The organism is Pseudomonas sp. PICF6, assembly GCF_009831705.1.
Classification (GTDB): domain Bacteria; phylum Pseudomonadota; class Gammaproteobacteria; order Pseudomonadales; family Pseudomonadaceae; genus Aquipseudomonas; species Aquipseudomonas rhizophila.
On record NZ_WUUD01000018.1, the window covers coordinates 35598 to 53727 of the forward strand.

General features: G+C 61.3%; 16 protein-coding genes. 6 read left to right on the forward strand and 10 right to left on the reverse strand.

Annotated features, from left to right (window positions below):
* Positions 1-55: 55 nt before the first annotated feature.
* From GSM73_RS11315 to GSM73_RS11350, 8 genes are all read right to left on the reverse strand, one after another.
* On the reverse strand, positions 56-1297 hold the full coding sequence (locus GSM73_RS11315; RefSeq protein ID WP_160892557.1) for a TIGR03862 family flavoprotein: 1242 nt from the start codon (positions 1295-1297) through the stop codon (positions 56-58).
* Positions 1298-1373: 76 nt separating this feature from the next.
* The gene (locus tag GSM73_RS11320; protein WP_047229548.1) at positions 1374-3257 is read right to left on the reverse strand and encodes a methyl-accepting chemotaxis protein; all 1884 of its coding nucleotides are present in this window, start codon (positions 3255-3257) and stop codon (positions 1374-1376) included.
* A gap of 56 nt (positions 3258-3313) precedes the next feature.
* Positions 3314-4555: an OprD family porin gene (locus GSM73_RS11325; RefSeq protein WP_047229549.1), complete on the reverse strand. Its 1242-nt coding sequence runs from the start codon at positions 4553-4555 to the stop codon at positions 3314-3316.
* Between the two features lie 152 nt (positions 4556-4707).
* Positions 4708-6447, reverse strand: a complete 1740-nt coding sequence (locus tag GSM73_RS11330; RefSeq protein WP_139051209.1) for a biotin carboxylase N-terminal domain-containing protein — start codon at positions 6445-6447, stop codon at positions 4708-4710.
* On the reverse strand, positions 6444-8060 hold the full coding sequence (locus GSM73_RS11335; protein WP_160892559.1) for a 5-oxoprolinase/urea amidolyase family protein: 1617 nt from the start codon (positions 8058-8060) through the stop codon (positions 6444-6446). The genes GSM73_RS11330 and GSM73_RS11335 overlap by 4 nt, the downstream gene beginning before the upstream one ends.
* Before the next feature lie 9 nt (positions 8061-8069).
* Positions 8070-8876 carry a putative hydro-lyase gene (locus GSM73_RS11340; protein ID WP_047229552.1) on the reverse strand — a complete coding sequence of 269 codons (807 nt, stop codon included), beginning with the start codon at positions 8874-8876 and terminating at the stop codon, positions 8070-8072.
* Positions 8873-9643, reverse strand: a complete 771-nt coding sequence (locus tag GSM73_RS11345; protein ID WP_160892561.1) for a LamB/YcsF family protein — start codon at positions 9641-9643, stop codon at positions 8873-8875. Before GSM73_RS11345 ends, GSM73_RS11340 begins: the two co-directional genes overlap by 4 nt.
* Positions 9644-9671: 28 nt before the next feature.
* Positions 9672-10904 (reverse strand): NRAMP family divalent metal transporter, encoded by a 1233-nt coding sequence (locus tag GSM73_RS11350; RefSeq protein ID WP_047229583.1) that lies wholly within the window; start codon positions 10902-10904, stop codon positions 9672-9674.
* 278 nt (positions 10905-11182) lie between these two features.
* On the opposite strand from GSM73_RS11350, the gene GSM73_RS11355 reads away from it, so the two are divergent.
* From GSM73_RS11355 to GSM73_RS11370, 4 genes are all read left to right on the forward strand, one after another.
* A complete protein-coding gene (locus GSM73_RS11355; RefSeq protein WP_076386424.1) occupies positions 11183-11848 on the forward strand; it encodes a GntR family transcriptional regulator in 666 nt (221 codons plus the stop codon).
* A gap of 200 nt (positions 11849-12048) precedes the next feature.
* Positions 12049-12618, forward strand: coding sequence for a GNAT family N-acetyltransferase (locus tag GSM73_RS11360; RefSeq protein ID WP_047229555.1), 570 nt, complete (start codon positions 12049-12051; stop codon positions 12616-12618).
* 102 nt (positions 12619-12720) lie between these two features.
* Positions 12721-13590, forward strand: coding sequence for an acyl-CoA thioesterase II (tesB, locus tag GSM73_RS11365; RefSeq protein ID WP_047229556.1), 870 nt, complete (start codon positions 12721-12723; stop codon positions 13588-13590).
* Entirely contained in the window at positions 13587-14180 is a 594-nt protein-coding gene (locus GSM73_RS11370; RefSeq protein WP_047229557.1) for an HAD family hydrolase, read from the forward strand. The genes tesB and GSM73_RS11370 overlap by 4 nt, the downstream gene beginning before the upstream one ends.
* A 144-nt stretch (positions 14181-14324) precedes the next feature.
* Here the strand turns inward: GSM73_RS11370 and GSM73_RS11375 are convergent, their stop codons facing one another.
* Together GSM73_RS11375 and GSM73_RS11380 are read right to left on the reverse strand one after the other, a co-directional pair.
* Entirely contained in the window at positions 14325-15272 is a 948-nt protein-coding gene (locus GSM73_RS11375) for an alpha/beta hydrolase (RefSeq protein WP_160892563.1), read from the reverse strand.
* Positions 15272-16159: a neutral zinc metallopeptidase gene (locus tag GSM73_RS11380; RefSeq protein WP_047229559.1), complete on the reverse strand. Its 888-nt coding sequence runs from the start codon at positions 16157-16159 to the stop codon at positions 15272-15274. The genes GSM73_RS11375 and GSM73_RS11380 overlap by 1 nt, the downstream gene beginning before the upstream one ends.
* A gap of 233 nt (positions 16160-16392) precedes the next feature.
* Between GSM73_RS11380 and GSM73_RS11385 the strand changes: the two genes are divergently transcribed.
* Together GSM73_RS11385 and GSM73_RS11390 are read left to right on the forward strand one after the other, a co-directional pair.
* Positions 16393-17169, forward strand: coding sequence for an IclR family transcriptional regulator (locus GSM73_RS11385; protein WP_047229560.1), 777 nt, complete (start codon positions 16393-16395; stop codon positions 17167-17169).
* Between the two features lie 51 nt (positions 17170-17220).
* On the forward strand, positions 17221-18099 hold the full coding sequence (locus tag GSM73_RS11390; protein WP_107322970.1) for a DMT family transporter: 879 nt from the start codon (positions 17221-17223) through the stop codon (positions 18097-18099).
* The last annotated feature ends 31 nt before the right edge of the window (positions 18100-18130 follow it).

Sequence of the window (18130 nt, forward strand, 5' to 3'; positions counted from 1 at the left end):
TGTACACAAATCAAATGTGGGAGCGAGCCTGCTCGCGATGGTCGCGCCTGGGTTTTCAAACCTTGCGCTGTAACCACTCCAACATTCCCAGCCCAGCCGCCCGGCCGCTGGCAAAGCAGGCCGTGAGCAGATAGCCGCCGGTCGGTGCTTCCCAGTCGAGCATTTCCCCGGCGCAGAACACGCCAGGCATCTGCTTGAGCATCAGGCGTTCGTCCAGGGCTTCGAAGGTCACGCCACCGGCACTGCTGATGGCTTCGTCCAGCGGGCGGGGTTTCACCAGGATGATGGGCAAGGCCTTGATTGCCTGGGCCAGCCGCGCCGGGTCGGCGAAACAATCGGCAGGCGTTTGCTCGCGCAGCAACGCAGCCTTGACCCCGTCGATCCCCAACTGGCTGTGCAAGTGCTTGGCCATTGAGCGCGAACCGCGTGGCTTGCTCAGGGCTTGCTGGATTTTATCCACAGGCCGGCCCGGCAGCAGGTCCAGATGGATCGTCGCGCTACCGTGCTGGTTGATGGCTTCGCGAATCGGCGCCGACAGGGCATAGATCAGGCTGCCTTCGATGCCGGTGGCGGTGATCACGCATTCACCGAGGCGCGGTACATCGTCATTCAGGCCGATGGCGATATTTTTCAGCGGGGCGCCGGCGAATTTGCTGACCATCAGATCGCTCCAGGCCGGCACTTCGAATCCGCAATTGCTCGGCTGCAAGGGCGCAAGGCCTACACCGCGCTGTTCCAGTGGCAGCATCCAGGCACCATCGGAGCCCAGGCGTGACCAACTGCCACCGCCCAGTGCCAGCAATGTCGCAGTGGGGCGCAGTGTTTTTTCGCCGTCCGCAGCGGTGACTAGCAAGCTGCCGTCGGGGTTCCAGCCCAGCCAGCGATGGCGGGTATGGATCATCACGCCGGCATCGCGCAGGCGTTTGAGCCAGGCGCGCAGCAGCGGGGCGGCTTTCATGTCGGTAGGAAATACCCGCCCGGAACTGCCGACAAAGGTCTCGATGCCCAATCCGTGAATCCATTGGCATAACTCGTTGGCGCCGAATGCCCGCAGCAGCGGGGCGATATTGGGCGCGCGCTCGCCGTAGCGGGACAGGAACGGCGAGAAGTCTTCCGAGTGGGTGATGTTCATGCCGCCGACACCGGCCAGCAGGAATTTCCTGCCCACCGAAGGCATGCCGTCATACAGGTCGACCTGGATCCCGGCCCGGCTCAACACCTCGGCCGCCATCAGGCCGGCTGGGCCGCCGCCGATGATGGCGACGTTTGGGATGGAAGGCTTGGGCGCTTGGGTCATGGTGAGCTATGTCTGGCGGATCAGGGCGGGCATTCTATCAGCTCGGTTCACTGGCCGAGGGGCATGGCGTGTGTGTCTACAACTTGAAAGTATCGACCACACTCCGGAGTCGTCCGACTTCAAAATCCAGTTCTCCACACGCCGTGAGGGTCGAGCACAAGTTGTCGGTGGCATGGCGATTCAACTGGCTGATCTCATGAACATCCCGAGTGAGCTGGTCGACAGCGCTGGTTTGTTCCTCGGTTGCAGCGGCGACCGTCAGGCACATCTCATCGATCTCGATGATGCGTGACACCACGGTCAGCAGGCTGTCCCCGGCCTGGGTCGCCACACGTACACTTTGGCTGCCGATTTCATGGCTGCGCAGCATGGTCTTGGCAGCCTGGGTAGCCCCCTCCTGCAGTGCCTCGATCACCGCCCTGATTTCTTCGGTCGCTGTCTGGGTGTGGTGGGCAAGGCTTCTGACCTCGTCCGCCACCACGGCAAACCCGCGCCCGGCCGCTCCGGCCCGGGCTGCCTCGATGGCAGCGTTCAAGGCCAGCAGGTTGGTTTTTCCGGAGATCGTCGAGATGACCTCCAGCACCTTGCCGATATTGGCGCTTTTGGCGTTGAGCTCTTCGATCTGTGCGCGGGTTTCTTCGATGTTTTCTTGCAGGCAACTCATCGCATTGACCGTGTTCTCGACGAGCATGCAGCTCGAATCGATCTGCGCCCTGGCGCTCGAGGCGCCTCTGGACGCCGCCGAGGCACTCGAGGCGATTTCTTGCGCCGACGCCCCAAGCTCCTCAATGGCCGCCGCCACGTTGCTGGTAAAGCCGGATTGGTGTTCCGACTTCCCAACCGAGGAGTTGGAGGCCGTCAGGACCTTGCGGGTGGCCTCTTTCAGGGAGTTCGTCGTTGATGAGACTTCGGTGATGGAGGCATGGATCCGGTCGCCGAAGCGATTGAAACTCACGGCCAGTTGGCCGAATTCATCATTCGACAGGATCGACAGGCGTCGGGTCAGGTCTCCGTCGCCCTGGGCGATATCTTCCATCGCGTGACTGATAAGGCGCAGGGGCTTCATCAACACGCGAATAAGCAGCCCGAGCAGCAACAGGGTGGCCAGACCGGCAACGATTGTGGTGATGATCGCCGAACTGCGGAACGCAGCAAGACTGGCCATGGCTGCCTGTTTGTCCAGGACGATGCCGATGTACCAGTCTTTCATCGGCAGGCCTTTGATCGCAGAGAACAGTGTGAATTTCACGCCATCGACCGTAGTGGCTTCCACCAATCGATCATTGAGCGTCGGGGTATTGCCCGGAAACAGATCGGACAGTGTCTTGCCGATCAGTGCCTTGTCGGGGTGAACCAGTATTTTGCCTTCCTTACTCACCAGAAAAGCGTATCCACTGCCCTCGAAGGCTTGCGCGTTGAGCGTTTGGGAAATCGTCTCGATGTTCAGACTGGCGCCCAGGACGCCGAGCGTTTGCTGCCCGGCGTGGAGGGCGACCGCCTGGGTGATAATCGGGTAGTCGATCCCGGCCCCTACGTAGGGTTCGGTCATTGCCACGCCATGGTCTACGGCGTCTATGTACCAGCGCCGTTGCCGACTGTCGTAATCGGCTGGCATCTCCCGCGGGGGATGGATCTGGAACCCACCGTCACGGGTGCCCACATAACCGGCGATAAACTGGCTCATGAGCACTTGGCTTTGCAACTTGTCGAGTATGTTTTGCGGCGAGGGATCGCGGCCGATGAGTTCGGCAAATCCCTTCAGCAGAATCAGTCTTCCGTCCAACCAGCTCTGGATATCATGTGCCATCGATGTCGAGAGCGATCGAGTGTGTTCCTCGATTTTTTTTACGTTGTCGTCACGCAACCGAACGTCATTCAATACGGTGAATGCGGAAAACACCGTCATGATAAGCAACGAAGCAATCAGTAGTATCTTCTGGTTAAACCTGAGATTTTTCATTGCGCTTTCTCTGAATAAGGATCGGTTGCGCAGGGACAAAGGTCGCCGTCAGCGAATTACCAAAGGGCTAATGTGTAACTGACGATCAGGCGGGTTTCATCCAGGTCATTGCTGAAGTTCGAACGAACCGTAGCGTTTCTGAGTTTGACCCCGAGGTTTTTCAGCGAACCGCTTTGGACCACGTAACCGATATCCGTATCGCGCTCCCACTCTTTGCCCGTATTACTGCCCCCGACCAACGCGTTGTCACCCTGGACATAACGACTCATGAACGTCAGCCCGGGAATGCCCAGCGCGGCGAAGTTGTAGTCATAACGCAGCTGCCAGGAGCGCTCTTGGGTGTTGGCAAAGTCATTGATCTGGACGAAGTTGACCAGGTAAGGGTCGCTATTGGCAATGTACGGGAAGGGATCGTCACCGCTCATGCGCTGATAGGCGGCGGTGAACACGTTGGCGCCCAGGGTGTAGGCAACCAGTCCGTTCGCGGCGCGGTTATCGAGGGGGCGGAAGTTACCGTCATCGGTACTTTTCGAATAACGTAGATCGAACTTCAGCGACTGCTGCGCGGCAAGAGGGATTTCATAGACGACGCCGCCAAAGAACTGTCGGTAGACATTTTCCAGATTGCCGTAGAACAGACTTGTGCTAAGGGCCTTGTTGAAACTGTAAGTACCGCCGGCAAAGCGGAAGTCATCACTGACACCGCCGATGCGGTTACCCGTGAAGTCCTGATAGTTCGAGGAACTGTTGAACTTGATTTGCTCCAGCTTGCCGCCTTGCAGGACCAACTGATCAATGTCCTTGGAGGTCAGTAGCGCGCCTTCGAAGGTGGAGGGCAACAGGCGTGTGTCATTGCTCGATACCACGGGCGTACGGAAGGCGAGTGAGCCAACCTTTAGAGCGGTTTCCGACACCTTCGCCTTGGCCGTCAACTCAAGTTTGGAATATTCGTCCTGTGAGCCGCGGCCGTTTTTCGAACTAAGGTCAGCCGGCAACAGGCCCGTGCCACCGGAACCATCACCGCCGTCAAGCTTGAGGCCGAGCATGCCAACCGCGTCGATGCCCAGGCCCACGGTGCCGGCGGTATAACCTGACTCGAATCGCAACATGGCGCCCTGGGCCCATTCTTTTGCCGAGTCCCGCTGGGCCGTGGGAGGACCGTTGCGAAAGTCACGATTGAAGTAGAAGTTACGCAGTTCCACACTGGCCTTACTGTCGGCAATAAAATCTGCAGATGCCGTAAAAGGGAAAATCAACGCGCAAGTACCCGCAATAGCCAAAGTCTTATTGATTGACATGCTCTTTATGCTCCAGATAACAGCAGATTTATGTGTTGGGTTTTATCGTTATTTTGATTGCAAAGTTACATCTACAGTTTTCTGCGGGCAGCACGCGGCAACCGGGTTATTACCCCGTTGCGCGTACTGACTGCGAAAAGAAAAGTTTTAAATCAGAGAGCTGTTTTGATGCGGCCAATGACGGAGCCGGCTTCAAAATAGTCGCCGGCCTGTTTGGCGATCTGCACCTGGCCTTCACAAGGTGCGAGGACCGAGGTTTCCATTTTCATGGCTTCTACAACCGCGATCACTTGCCCGGTGCTCACCGACTCGCCGTCTTCGACGACCCAGGTATGCAGATTACCCGCCACGGGCGTCAGTACCGCCTGCGGATCAGTGACCTCGGAGGGGGCTGTGCTTTCGCTGGCGGTACCCGCTGCGTTCAGGCTGACGCCTCGCAGCAGCGCAGCCGGAAGGCCCAGTTCGTGGCGCTTGCCGTCGATCTCGACAAACGTGCGCAGGATGCCTGGGTCGGCCGATACCGCGGTACGTGGGGCGAGCGTGATCTGTTCGGCGAAATCGGTTTCGATCCAGCGCGTGTGCACGGCGAATTTATCGGCACCGGTGAAGTCGTCATGGTCCATCACCGCCCGGTGGAACGGCAGTACCGAGGCAATGCCTTCAATGTTGAATTCCGCCAAGGCGCGTCGGGCGCGGACAATAGCTTGTTCGCGGGTGGCGCCGGTGACGATCAGTTTGGCCATCATCGAGTCGAAGGTGCTGGGCACTCGCGAGCCGCTTATCACGCCGCTGTCCAGGCGCACACCCGGGCCAGACGGTGGCAGGAAATCGGTGATCTGACCGGGGGTGGGCAGGAAGCCCTTGCCTGGGTCTTCCGCATTGATGCGAAATTCGAAGCTATGGCCACGTGGGGTCGGCGTCTCACTGAAGGACAACGGCAAACCGTCGGCGATCCGCAGTTGTTCGATCACCAGATCCACCCCAGTGGTCTCTTCGGTCACCGGGTGCTCGACCTGCAAGCGGGTATTGACCTCAAGGAACGACAGGGTGCCATCCTGGCTGAGCAGGAACTCCACCGTGCCGGCACCGACGTAGCCGGCTTTGGCGCAGATATCCTGAGCGGATTGATGAATACGCTGGCGCTGTTCGTCGCTGATAAAGGGCGCCGGCGCTTCCTCCACCAGCTTCTGATTGCGCCGCTGCAAGGAGCAGTCACGCGTGCCGATGACGACGACCTTGCCGTGTTTGTCGGCGAGGATCTGCGCTTCGATGTGCCGAGGACGGTCGAGGAACTGTTCGACATAGCACTCGCCACGACCAAAGGCCGCTTGCGCTTCGCGCACGGCGGAGGCGAACAATTCAGCCACTTCATCCATGCGCCAGGCGACTTTCATGCCGCGTCCACCGCCGCCAAAGGCAGCCTTGATGGCAATTGGCAGGCCGTGCTGTTCGGCAAAGGCCAATACTTCGGCGGCGCTTTCGACCGGGCCAGGCGTACCGGCTACCAGAGGCGCCCCGACCAGTTGGGCAATTTTTCGCGCCTCGACCTTGTCGCCGAGCACGTCGATGGTCTGCGGGTTGGGACCGATCCAGATCAACCCTGCGTCGATCACCGCCCGGGCGAAATCGGCCCGTTCAGACAGAAAACCATAGCCGGGGTGCACGGCATCGGCGCCGCTGCGTTTGGCCACGGCAATCAGTTTGCCGATATCCAGGTAGGTTTCGGCCGGGCGCTGGCCATTCAGTGAGTAGGCTTCGTCGGCCTGGCGCACGTGCAGGGCGTCGATGTCCGCGTCGGCATAGACCGCGACAGACTGCACGCCGTAGTCGCGGCAGGCGCGGGCGATGCGGACGGCAATTTCACCACGGTTGGCAATCAGTAATTTTTTCATGGAATTTTTTTCACATCGGCAGTTGAAGAAGCTTGCGTAACGGGTTGAATCTCTTTGAAGCCGTCCACAGGGTTGAAGCGAATCTGCGCATTGATAGGGATCTGGCCAGCCAGGTCGAGATGGTAGCTGGCGACTGCGGCGATCACTGGATAGCCACCGGTCAACGGGTGATCGGCGAGAAACAGAACCGGTTGGCCGCTGGCCGGGACCTGAATGGCGCCCACGGAGGTGCCTTCGCTGGGCAACTCATGGTGGTTGCTGCGCGCTAGCGGTATTTCACCGGCCAGACGAATACCGACGCGGTTGGACTGTGAGGTGACGCGCCAGAGCTGGCTGCTCAGACGCTGGATGGCGTCTTCGGTAAACCAGTCGGTACGCGGCCCCATGACCACGTCAAGGGTGACGATGTTGGCAGCAGTAGGCAGCTCAAAGGCTGGGGCTTCGTTCAGCGATACGCTGGTTCCCGTTGTCAGTGTCGTAAAGCCCAATAGGTCGCCGGCGGCGAGCGCCGGGGGGCCGACCTGGGCCAGGGTGTCTGTGGACAGGCTGCCCAGCACCGGAGTGACGTCAAAGCCGCCGCGAATCGCCAGGTAGCTGCGCAGCCCCGCGAGGGGGGAACCCAGGCTGACGCGGTCACCCGCGTCCAGCTCGATGGGCTGGTAGTGACTTGCCTGCCATTTCAGGCCACTGGCGTTGGTGATTGTGATCGGGGTTTGCGCACCGGTGACGGCGATCACGGCACGGCCATGGCAAACGAAGCTCAGGCCGCCGAGTACCGATTCCACACAGGCCATGTCCGAGCGGTTGCCGACCGCGCGGTTGGCTGCCCGCAGCGCGCCCAGGTCCAGCGCGCCGGAACGGGATACGCCTTGGCCGGTCTGGCCGGGACGGCCCATATCCTGCAGTACGCTGTGCAAACCGGGGGTGATGATTTCCAGATAGGCGCCGCTGGGCGCGGCGGCACTTGCCGGTGCTGTGGGGGCGGGCAGACCACCCGCCGGGAGCGGGCCTGCATCGGTGAAGCGCACTTTATAGCCCGGACGCAGCAAGGCCGATTCAGCGCGGTTCAGGTCCCACATCTGCAAAGGCGTGACGCCGATGATCTGCCATCCGCCGGGGCTGGCTTGCGGATAAACACCGCTGAATTCCCCCGCCAGGGCAACCGCACCCGCGGGTATGCGGGTACGTGGAGTTTGTCGGCGAGGAACCTGGAAACCCGCACCGCCGGTGAGGTAGGCGAAGCCCGGCGCGAATCCGCAGAAGGCCACGCTGTAGTCATGGGCGGTGTGGCGTTGGACCACCTCGGCGCGGCTGATCCCCAGCAGCGTGGCGACCTCGTCGAGGTCTTCGCCATTGTAATGGACGGGAATTTCCACCCGGCGATGCTCGATCGCGCGGCGCTGGCTCAGGTCTTGGCTAGCGATACGATTGACGAGCGCCTGCTGCGCAATGGCGCTGGGGCGAAATTGGATCAGCAGCGTTCGTGCGGCAGGAATGATTTCCTCCACGCCAGCAATCGGCTCGGCCATCAGGGCGTCGAACAACGCCAGTGTCTCGTCGAGGTCTTTCAATTCGACGAGCAGGGCGTCCAGGTTGACCGGTAGAAAACGCACGGGAGACTCCTAGACGTGGTAGGTGCTGTCAGGCACATCGGTGATGAACATATGGCCCGGCGAATGGGTGATGGCGAAGGGCACGCCCGAGGCCATGACCGCGGCCTGGGGAGTGACGCCGCAGGCCCAGAACACCGGGATCTCGCCGGGTTCGATGCGTACGGCATCGCCGAAATCGGGGTGCCCCAGGTCCTGGATGCCGAGCAGCGCGGGTTCGCCGATGTGCACCGGGGCGCCATGGACTGAGGGATAGCGTCCGGAAATAGTGCTCGCCTCAGCCACGCGATCGGCGGGGATCGGTCGCATCGATACCACCATTTCACCCTGTAGACGTCCGGCCGGGCGGCACGCACGGTTGGTCCGGTACATCGGTACGTTGCAACCATCGGTGATATGCCGCACTTCGATGCCGGCCTCTTGCAGGGCGGTTTCAAAGGTGAAGCTGCAGCCGATCAAAAAGGCCACCATGTCGTCGTGTTCAGCCCAGGCCTGAGTGGCATCGCTGACTTCCTCGGCCAGCTTTCCATCACGCCAGATGCGGTACAGCGGGATGTCAGTGCGCAGGTCCGCCCCTTCAGCCAGCAGCGTACTCGGGCTGCCGGCGTCGCTGACGTCAAGGATCGGGCAGGCTTTGGGATTGCGCTGGGCATACAGCAGGAAGTCGTACGCCCAGGCGCGCGGCAGGGCGATCAGGTTGGCCTGGGTCATGCCCGGCGCGATACCCGCCGTGGGGGCGACCTGGCCGTTACGGTAAGTGCTGCGTGCATCCCGGGCAGCGGCGATGGCCGCCTGGCGGGCGAGATCAAGGGCGTTCATGGGCGTGCTCCGGCAAAGGGCTGCAAGGACATGTGCGCCTGTTCCAATACCCGGCGCAGCTCGCGGGCCATTTCCACCGCTGCGGGGCTGTCGCCATGGACACAGATCGAGTCGGCCTGGATTTTGGTCAGGCTGCCATCGATCGCTTCGAGGCAGCCGTCTTCAACGAGGCGCAGCATACGTTGGGCGACGAGCTTGGGATCGTGCAGCACCGCGCCTGGTTCGCGGCGAGAGACGAGGGTGCCCTGTGGCGTATAGGCGCGGTCAGCGAAGGCTTCGGCGACACACTGCAAACCCTCGTTACGGGCCAGTTCAATCAGGCTTGAGCCGGCCAGGGCAACCAATATGAGGTTGGAGTCGATCGCGCGGATGGCTTCGATCACGGCCAGCGCCTGACGGCGATCGTGAGCAATGGTGTTGTACAAGGCGCCGTGGGGTTTTACGTAGCGCACCGACGTGCCGGCGGCTTTGGCCAGGCCTTGCAGCGCGCCGATCTGGTAGATCACGTCGGCCGTCAGCTCATCGCTGGCCACGTCCATGTTTCGGCGGCCAAAGCCCACTTTGTCCGGGTAAGCGACATGGGCACCAATGGTGACATTTTTGGCCGCCGCCGCTTTCAGTGTCCGCAGGATGCCGGCCGGGTCACCGGCGTGGAAACCGCAGGCGACATTGGCGCTGGTCACGACATCGAGCATCGCGGCATCGTCGCCCATGTGCCAGGCGCCAAAGCTTTCGCCCAGGTCGCTGTTGATATCTATGGTTGGCATTCACGTGACTCCTTGTTCGTTATCGGGCTCAGGCAACGTTGAGGAAGGCGAAGATCGGCCCAACGGATTTGATTGCCATGTACCAGGTCAGCAGGCAGGTCAGGGCGCCCAGCACCAACAGCCAGCGTGGGTAATGGTAACCGCCCATGAGGTCGGACCGGCGCCAGCCGACGTAGATAAAGATGCTCAGGCCGATTGGCAGTATCAGGCCATTGAAACCGCCCGCGAAGAGCAGCAGTGCGGCGGGAGCCGTTCCCATCAGGGCAAAGATCAGCAGCGACAGAGCGATGAACACGGTGGTGGCGCGGTTGCGCCCCTGCTCAGTGATGTCCGGCTTGAACACGGTGACAAAGGAAATGGAGGTGTAAGCGGCGCCGATCACGCTGGTGATACTGGCGGCCCAGAGGATGAGACCGAAGACGCGCAGGCCGAACTGCCCGGCTGCTGCCTGGAAGGCTTGTGCGGCCGGATTGGCGCCCTGGCCCGAAGTGTCGATGACTACGCCGCTGGCAACGACGCCGAGGATGGCGAGAAACAGGATGTAGCGCATGAGGCCGGTGACCATGATGCCGCCCAAGGCTGCCTTGGTCACTGCCTGGAGGTTTTCTACCCCGGTAGTCCCGCGGTCCAGCAGTTTGTGAGCCCCCGCATAAGTGATGTAACCGCCGACCGTGCCGCCGACAATGGTGGTAATGGTGGCGAAGTTGATCTGGTCCGGAAGGACGGTTTGATAGAGGGCTTCGCCCAGTGGCGGGTTGGAAGCGAAGGCCACGAACAGGGTCAGGGCGATCATTACCAGACCCAGCACGACGATCAGCCGGTCGACGGCCACTCCGGCGCGGTGGGAAAGGAAGATGCCGATAGCCAGCAAGGCGCTGAGACCGCCGCCCCATTTTGCATCAAGCCCCATCAACGCGTTCAGGCCCAGCCCGGCACCGGCGATGTTGCCGACGTTGAACACCAGCCCGCCGAAAATCACCAGCACCGCCAGCAGGTAACCACTGCCTGGAATCGCGTTGTTGGCCACGTCTGCGGCACGCATTCGGGTCAGGGTGACGATACGCCAGACGTTAAGTTGAACCACGAAGTCGATCAGAATCGACGCCAGGATACCGAACGCAAATGCCGCACCCATTTTGGCCGTGAACGTGGCGGTCTGGGTGATGAAGCCAGGGCCGATGGCGGACGTTGCCATCATGAAAATTGCTGCGATCAGGGAAGCGCGTCGCGTCTTTGTAAAATCTTGAGCGGTCTGTGTCACGGCTGTCTGTGTCACGGCATCAATTCCTACGGTGGGAGATATTTTTTTATTGAGCAACGAGCGTGCCAGGACTCAAACATCGGTCTAGAAGTGTTGATCTATAGCATCTGAATTGTTCAACAATCAGTTTAGTGCAAGGCTACAATTCGCACCAAATTGTAACCTTGTCACTCGTGGGTGTTACTTAATGATGCAGGCGACACCCTTGCTCCTTGCCATGGGCGGGGCTCTCATGGAACATCAAAGTGACTTTCTCTTATTCTTATTCTGGATTGCACATGAACGACGTTTCACCTTCCCTTCCTCGCTCGCTGGGAGAATCCATTACCCAGGAGGTCCGCAGAATGCTGGTCGAAGGTGAACTGGTTCCGGGCCAACGATTGTCCGAAGCGGCCCTGGCCGAAAGCCTGCAGATTTCCCGCAACACCTTGAGGGAAGCGTTCAGGGTCCTGACCCGCGAGGGGTTGCTCAAACATGAACCCAATCGCGGGGTGAGCGTGGCGGTGCCCGATATGGCGTCGATCATCGACATCTATCGTGTCCGCCGCTTTATCGAATGCAAGGCCATTGCCCAGGGTTACCCGCTGCATCCGGGAACGCTGCATATGCGTGAGGCGGTGGAGGCGGGCATGCGAGCGCGTGAAGTCAAGGACTGGAAGGCTGTCGGCACCGCCAACATGATGTTCCACAAGGCTATCGTCGAACTCGCCGACAGCCCGCGATTGGTGGTGTTCTACGGTCAGATATCAGCCGAGCTGCGGCTGGCATTCGGCCTGCTCAAAGATCCGGAGTTCCTGCATATGCCCTATGTCGATATGAACGTTTCAATCCTGCGTTGTATCGAAGAAGGGCGATCAGAGGAGGCAACCCGGCTGCTTGAAGCCTATCTGGTGCAGTCGGAGCGCACCGTTCTGGCCGCTTACGAACGCAGTCTGAACCGGTAGCACCCTACGAGCGCGACGAACTCCTCGCCAGCCAAGCCAAGCCTGTCGATAATTGATACCTGGCGCAGCCGCGTGGCTCACTCGATCAAGCTGGGCACGGCGCCTGCGTCTCCCACCTTGATCCCGGCAGCGGCCGTGGGCCGTTTATTTGGGCGTGGCGATTTCGCTTGAGTAGGCGTTGGGGCATGGAGAGGAAGCAAATGGAGCCGATACTGGAACTGCAAAGCGCGCGGTTGATACTGCGCCAGTGGCGCGACGCGGACTTGCCGGAGTTTGCCGCCATGTCTGCCGATGCGCAGGTGATGCGTTATTTTCCGGCGCCCCTGAGCCGCCTGGAAAGCGCCGCACTGATCGGGCGCGTGCGGGGGCATTTTGCCGAGCATGGCTTTGGTTTGTGGGCCCTGCAGCGCAAGGACACCGGGGCCTTTATCGGCTTTACCGGCCTGGGCGTGGTCGGGTTCGACGCGCACTTCACTCCGGCGATCGAGATCGGCTGGCGTCTGGCCCGTGAGCATTGGGGCCTGGGTTATGCCAGCGAAGCCGCATGGACGGCCTTGCGGTGTGCGTTCGATCGCCTGGGGCTGGATGAGGTGGTGGCGTTCGCCGCCGTCGATAACCTGCCATCGCAGAAAGTCATGCAAGCCATCGGCATGCATCATGACCCGGCCGATGACTTTGAACACCCAAAGCTCGCCGTCGGTCATCCATTGCGTCAACATGTGCTCTATCGTATCAACCGTGAACAGTGGCTACAGACCCTGCACGGTTAGCCGACACGGACGTTTACAATGCCCGCCACAATGGCCCGGGCCAACAATCGATCCACCGTCGCAGCACCGACTGCGCGGTTGAGCTGTGTGAGGAAAGTCTGAATGAGCCACGTGTTGGAAGATCTGGTCGACCTGCTGACCCTGGAACCCATCGAAGAGAACCTGTTTCGCGGTCGCAGCCAGGACCTGGGGTTTCGCCAGTTGTTCGGCGGCCAGGTGCTGGGCCAGTCACTGTCGGCGGCCAGCCAGACCGTGGAAGAGGCCCGTCATGTGCATTCGATGCACGGTTACTTCCTGCGCCCGGGCGATGCGGCCTTGCCGGTGGTCTACCAGGTGGACCGGGTGCGTGACGGCGGCAGTTTCAGCACCCGCCGGGTCACGGCGATCCAGAAGGGCAACCCGATTTTCACGTGCAGCGCTTCGTTTCAATACGACGAGCAGGGTTTTGAGCACCAGAACTCCATGCCCCAGGTGGTCGGGCCGGAGAACCTGCCTTCGGAGCTGGAACTGACCCAGCAGCGGGCGCACCTGCTGCCCGAGCACATGCGGGAAAAACTGCTGTGTCCCAAACCGATCGAGGTGCGCCCGGTCACCGAGAAAGATCCCTACAATCCGCAGCCGGCCGATCCGGTCAAGTACGTGTGGTTCCGGGCCGATGGTGCCCTGGCGGACTCACCGGCCCTGCATAAATACCTGTTGGCCTACGCCTCGGATTTCGGTCTGCTGACCACCTCGATGCTGCCCCACGGCAAATCGGTTTGGCAAAAGGACATGCAGGTCGCCAGCCTCGACCACGCCTTGTGGTTCCACGCCGACCTGCGTGCCGATGACTGGTTGCTCTATGCGATGGACAGCCCGTGGGCCGGCAACTCCCGTGGGTTCTCTCGTGGCAGCGTGTTCAATCGCGCCGGACAACTGGTGGCGTCGGTGACCCAGGAAGGCCTGATTCGCCACCGCAAGGACTGGGCATGAGTCTGGCCGATGTGCGGCACTGGGTGTTCGACATGGACGGTACGCTGACCATCGCCGTGCATGATTTTGCGGCGATTCGCGTGGCCCTGGCGATCCCGGCCGAAGACGACATTCTGACCCACCTGGCGGCATTGCCGGCCGACGAAGCCGCAGCCAAGCATGCCTGGTTGCTGGAACACGAGCGGGACCTGGCGCTGGGCTCCCGGCCTGCGCCAGGAGCGGTCGAGCTGGTACGCGAGCTGGCGCAGCGGGGTTACCGCCTGGGGATCCTGACGCGCAACGCCCGCGAACTGGCCCACGTGACCCTGCAAGCTATCGGTCTGGCGGACTGTTTCGCCGTGGAAGATGTCCTGGGCCGCGACGAAGCGCCGCCCAAGCCTCATCCCGGCGGCCTGTTGAAACTGGCCGAGGCCTGGAGTGTGGCGCCTGAGGCGATGGTAATGGTGGGTGACTACCGTTTCGACCTGGACTGCGGCCGTGCGGCGGGTGCGCGGACGGTGCTGGTGAACCTGCCGGACAATCCTTGGCCGGAGCTGGCGGACTGGCATGCGCGCGATTGCGGGGAGTTGCGGCGGATGCTGTCGGCTTGAAAGAGGGGTTGGCTGATAGATAGCTATCGCGAGCAGGCTCGCTCCCACAAGGGGATCTGAGTCGATCAAAAAGTGTGTGTCCACCGCAGATCTACTGTGGGAGCGAGCTTGCTCGCGATGAGGCCCTGTCTACCACTACACCACTCACTGACCAAACAGCGCCTTCTGCCCCTCAGCCGAATTGAACATCCCATCCCCGTTATGCCCCACCCCCGGCACTTCGATCAGCCGCTGGCTCAGCCCCTCGGGATGACGCCGGGTCAGGTAGTCGAAAAAGAACTGCCCGCGCAGTAACCGATACGGCCCTTGGGTCTGCGCTTCACAGCCTTTATCCAGCGCAGGGTGCTCAGGGTCGATGTCCTGTTGCCCAAGCAGATAAACGATGTCGCGTTTGATGTAGTTGTCTTCCAGTTGAGCGGGCGTTTGCCCGGCGGCATAGGCGGGCAGGTTCTGCAGGCCGTACTTCCAATGGTTGAAGCCGGGACAACCGGCCGGGTCGAAGGCCATGGGGCGCTGCGCATCGAAATAGGCATAGGAGGAGGGGTTGGCGATGACGAATCTGGGGGCGATCCGGGTTTGACCGCGAGCGAGCAAGGCGTAGCGCTGCGCGACCTGCGCGCCGCCGGAATGGCCCGCGATGACGATCTCTTTCACCTCGGGGAACTGCTGCCGGTCACTGACCCGGGCGACGATGTCGTCGATGACTTGAAAGGAACTGACCGCCTTGGGCCCCGTGGATAAGCCGCCGGCCATCCAGTCGTTGCCTTGCCAGCGCAACAGGTCATTGGGCAACTGATGGCGGGCAACGTCATGTTCGTTGAGAAACTGCGGGGCGATGATCAGGGTCGTGGTCAGTTGACCGGCGTGTGCGGCGGCCTTTTCGGCGCTGTGCAGATAGGTCTGGGCGTTGCGCAGCCTGCCATGGAGGATGATCAACACGCGCTGGATAGACGCCGGGGGCGGACTCACACCGACGACCATGGCGCCGCCCTTGAGCTCCAGTCGCCCTTGAGCGACCACGTCCACGCCCTGTTCGTCTGCCTGGGTAAAGGTGCAGCACAGCAGCAGGCTGAGGAGGGCGCCCCACTTCATTACAGATTTTTCGCCGCGAAGGTGTCGCATTGGCTGACCTGACCCTGGGCAAACCCGGTCTTGAACCAGCGAACCCGTTGCGCCGAGGTGCCGTGGGTAAAGGAGTCCGGTACTACCCGGCCTTGGCCCTGCTGCTGAAGGCGGTCATCACCGATGGCGTTGGCGGCGGTCAAGGCCTCTTCAATGTCCCCCGGCTCCAGCCAGTTCAGGCGCTTCTGTGCATGGTTGGCCCAGACGCCCGCCAGGCAGTCGGCCTGTAATTCCTGACGGACCAGCAGACCACCATCGCCTTCCATCTGGCGGCCCTGACGGCGAGCCTCCTGGATTTTTGCCGACACCCCGAGCAGGGTCTGGACGTGATGCCCGACCTCATGGGCGATGACGTAGGCCTGGGCGAAATCCCCAGCGGCGGAGAACCGTTGGGACATTTCCTGGAAGAAACTCATGTCCAGGTAGACCTGTTTATCGGCCGGGCAATAGAACGGGCCGGTGGCTGATGAAGCGAGGCCGCAGGCCGAGTTGACCCGACCGCTGAACAGCACCAGTTTGGGTTGCTGGTACTGGCGCCCGGCCTGCTGGAAGACCTGGCCCCAGGTGTCTTCGGTATCACCCAGGATTGAGCGCACGAACTCGGCCTGTTCATCGTTCGCGGGCGGCGCCTGCCGGGTTTGGGAGGAGGCGGGGGCCGAGGTCTGGTCCATCTGCCCGGCCAGTTGCCCGAGAATCTGCATGGGGTCCTGGCCGGTGATCCAGCCGATACCGACGATCAGGACAATGGCCGTCAGGCTCAGCCCCTTGCCGCCACCGAAACGCATCCCACCACCGCCGCCACCGTCACCGCGGGCGTCCACCACGTTGTCACTGCGGCGACCTTTTTTCCATAACATGTGGGAAATCCTCTGATTGACCGTGTGAAGAGTGTTGCCGCTGAGTGGGGTTGCCGCCAGTTCACGGACAGACATTCGCAGTGAGTCTAGCGTTTGAAGGCGCAGGCTGTACGCCTGAGCTCTCAGGCAATCGCCACGGGTTTTGGTTCATCCGTCAACAATGAATGTCGGGTTCCAGAATTTGCATTACACTTCGCATATTTTGGAATCAGCCTCTCTCCTCTGGATTTTTCATGGCCGGCAGTCAAATCGAACGGGTTTTCAATGTGCTGGAAAGTCTCGCCAGCGATCCCCACGGCTGGGCTCTGCAAGGGTTGGCCGAACAATTACAGATTCCCAAGAGCGCCACGCACCGCCTGCTTGCTGAACTGACGCGCCTGGGTTACGTGCGCCAGAATCCCGAGAACCTGCGTTATCACTTGTCGACCCGCCTGGTCGCCCTGGGCTTTCGCTACCTGTCGCGCAGTGGTGCCGACATCGTGCAGCCGGTGCTCGATCGTCTGGCTCGGGAAAGCGGTGAACTGGTACGCCTGGGTGTGATCGAGGGTGATCGCCAGACCTGGATTGCCAAGTCCCAGGGCGCTCGCTCCGGGTTGCGCTACGACCCTGACATGGGCCGCGAGACGCCATTGGTCTATACCGCGTCGGGCCATGCCTGGCTGGCGTGCATGAGCGATGCCGAGGCGCTGTCGCTGGTGGACCGCCAGGCCCTGAAAATGCCGGCGGACGTGGGCCCCAACGCGCCGCGTGACAGCGTTGAACTGCTTCAATACCTGCGTCAGGCCCGGGAGCAGGGCTATGCCTGTGTCGAGGAAAGTTCGGCGGTCGGCACCTCTGCCATTGCAGCCGTGGTGCGTCATCCGCTGGATGGCCGGGTCTTGGGCGTGCTCAGCATCGCCGGCCCCACCGCCCGGATGACGCGATCGAGGCTGCATGAGCTGGCGCCGACCTTGCTTGCGTTTACCGAGGAATTGTCACACGCCAGCCAGGCATCGGAGTTGTTCAGCTGAATCGCCGTCGCAGACATCGGCTCCCTACATCAAGCAACACAGGATTCCTACATGACCGTCAGCACTCCGCTTTCCGGCGTCAATCAGGCCTTCAAGGGCATCCTGTTGATACTCTGCGCGACGTTCCTGTTCTCCAGCCATGACGCCTTGTCCAAATACCTTTCAGGGTTCTATCCGATCATCATGGTGGTGTGGGCGCGTTATGTCGTGCACACGCTGTTGATGGCAGGGATTTTCCTGCCGCGTTCGGGGCTGCGAGTGCTGCGTACCAAGCGTCCGTTATGGCAGTTGGCGCGTGCGTTGTGTCTGTTGGGCACCAGCCTGTTCTTCACCACGGCGCTGCTATACATCCCTTTGGCGGAAGCGACCGCGGTCAACTTCCTGGCGCCCGTGCTGGTCACTGCATTGTCGGTGCCTTTGCTGGGCGAACACGTGACGCGCGGCCAATGGGTCGCGGTGATCTTCGGCTTTATCGGGGTGTTGATCATTGTCCATCCGGGCGGTGACCTGTTTACGCCAGCGGTGTTATTGCCGTTCTGTTCGGCGCTGTTTTTCTGTTTCTATCAACTGCTCACTCGCAAGCTCAGTGAGATTGACAGCCCGACCACCAGCAACTTCTTCGCCGGCTTGTGCAATACGTTGGTGATGAGCGCCCTGGTGCCGTTCTTCTGGCAGGTGCCAAGCCTGGTGCATGGGGCAATGATGCTTGCGTTGGGAGCGTGTGGGATGACGGCGCACCTGATGCTGACCCAGGCCTTCCGCTTCGCCGCCCCGGCGCTGCTGGCACCGTTCGGGTATTGCCAGATCGTATTTGCCGGCCTGTTGGGTTGGTTGCTGTTCAGCCATACGCCAACGTTGACCACGGTGTTCGGCATTGTGCTGATCTGCCTCAGCGGGCTGGCGGCGGCGTGGCAACAGCGGCGGAGCTAACGCGCACCGTGGTGGGATCGATTGTGGGAGC

Excerpts from the sequence above, each read along its gene's own strand:
- GSM73_RS11315 (WP_160892557.1), bottom strand. The coding sequence starts at position 1,297 with ATGACCCAAGCGCCCAAGCCTTCCATCCCAAACGTCGCCATCATCGGC.
- GSM73_RS11320 (WP_047229548.1), bottom strand. The coding sequence starts at position 3,257 with ATGAAAAATCTCAGGTTTAACCAGAAGATACTACTGATTGCTTCGTTG.
- GSM73_RS11325 (WP_047229549.1), bottom strand. The coding sequence starts at position 4,555 with ATGTCAATCAATAAGACTTTGGCTATTGCGGGTACTTGCGCGTTGATT.
- GSM73_RS11330 (WP_139051209.1), bottom strand. The coding sequence starts at position 6,447 with ATGAAAAAATTACTGATTGCCAACCGTGGTGAAATTGCCGTCCGCATC.
- GSM73_RS11340 (WP_047229552.1), bottom strand. The coding sequence starts at position 8,876 with ATGAACGCCCTTGATCTCGCCCGCCAGGCGGCCATCGCCGCTGCCCGG.
- GSM73_RS11345 (WP_160892561.1), bottom strand. The coding sequence starts at position 9,643 with ATGCCAACCATAGATATCAACAGCGACCTGGGCGAAAGCTTTGGCGCC.
- GSM73_RS11355 (WP_076386424.1), top strand. The coding sequence starts at position 11,183 with ATGAACGACGTTTCACCTTCCCTTCCTCGCTCGCTGGGAGAATCCATT.
- GSM73_RS11360 (WP_047229555.1), top strand. The coding sequence starts at position 12,049 with ATGGAGCCGATACTGGAACTGCAAAGCGCGCGGTTGATACTGCGCCAG.
- tesB (WP_047229556.1), top strand. The coding sequence starts at position 12,721 with ATGAGCCACGTGTTGGAAGATCTGGTCGACCTGCTGACCCTGGAACCC.
- GSM73_RS11370 (WP_047229557.1), top strand. The coding sequence starts at position 13,587 with ATGAGTCTGGCCGATGTGCGGCACTGGGTGTTCGACATGGACGGTACG.
- GSM73_RS11375 (WP_160892563.1), bottom strand. The coding sequence starts at position 15,272 with ATGAAGTGGGGCGCCCTCCTCAGCCTGCTGCTGTGCTGCACCTTTACC.
- GSM73_RS11380 (WP_047229559.1), bottom strand. The coding sequence starts at position 16,159 with ATGTTATGGAAAAAAGGTCGCCGCAGTGACAACGTGGTGGACGCCCGC.
- GSM73_RS11385 (WP_047229560.1), top strand. The coding sequence starts at position 16,393 with ATGGCCGGCAGTCAAATCGAACGGGTTTTCAATGTGCTGGAAAGTCTC.
- GSM73_RS11390 (WP_107322970.1), top strand. The coding sequence starts at position 17,221 with ATGACCGTCAGCACTCCGCTTTCCGGCGTCAATCAGGCCTTCAAGGGC.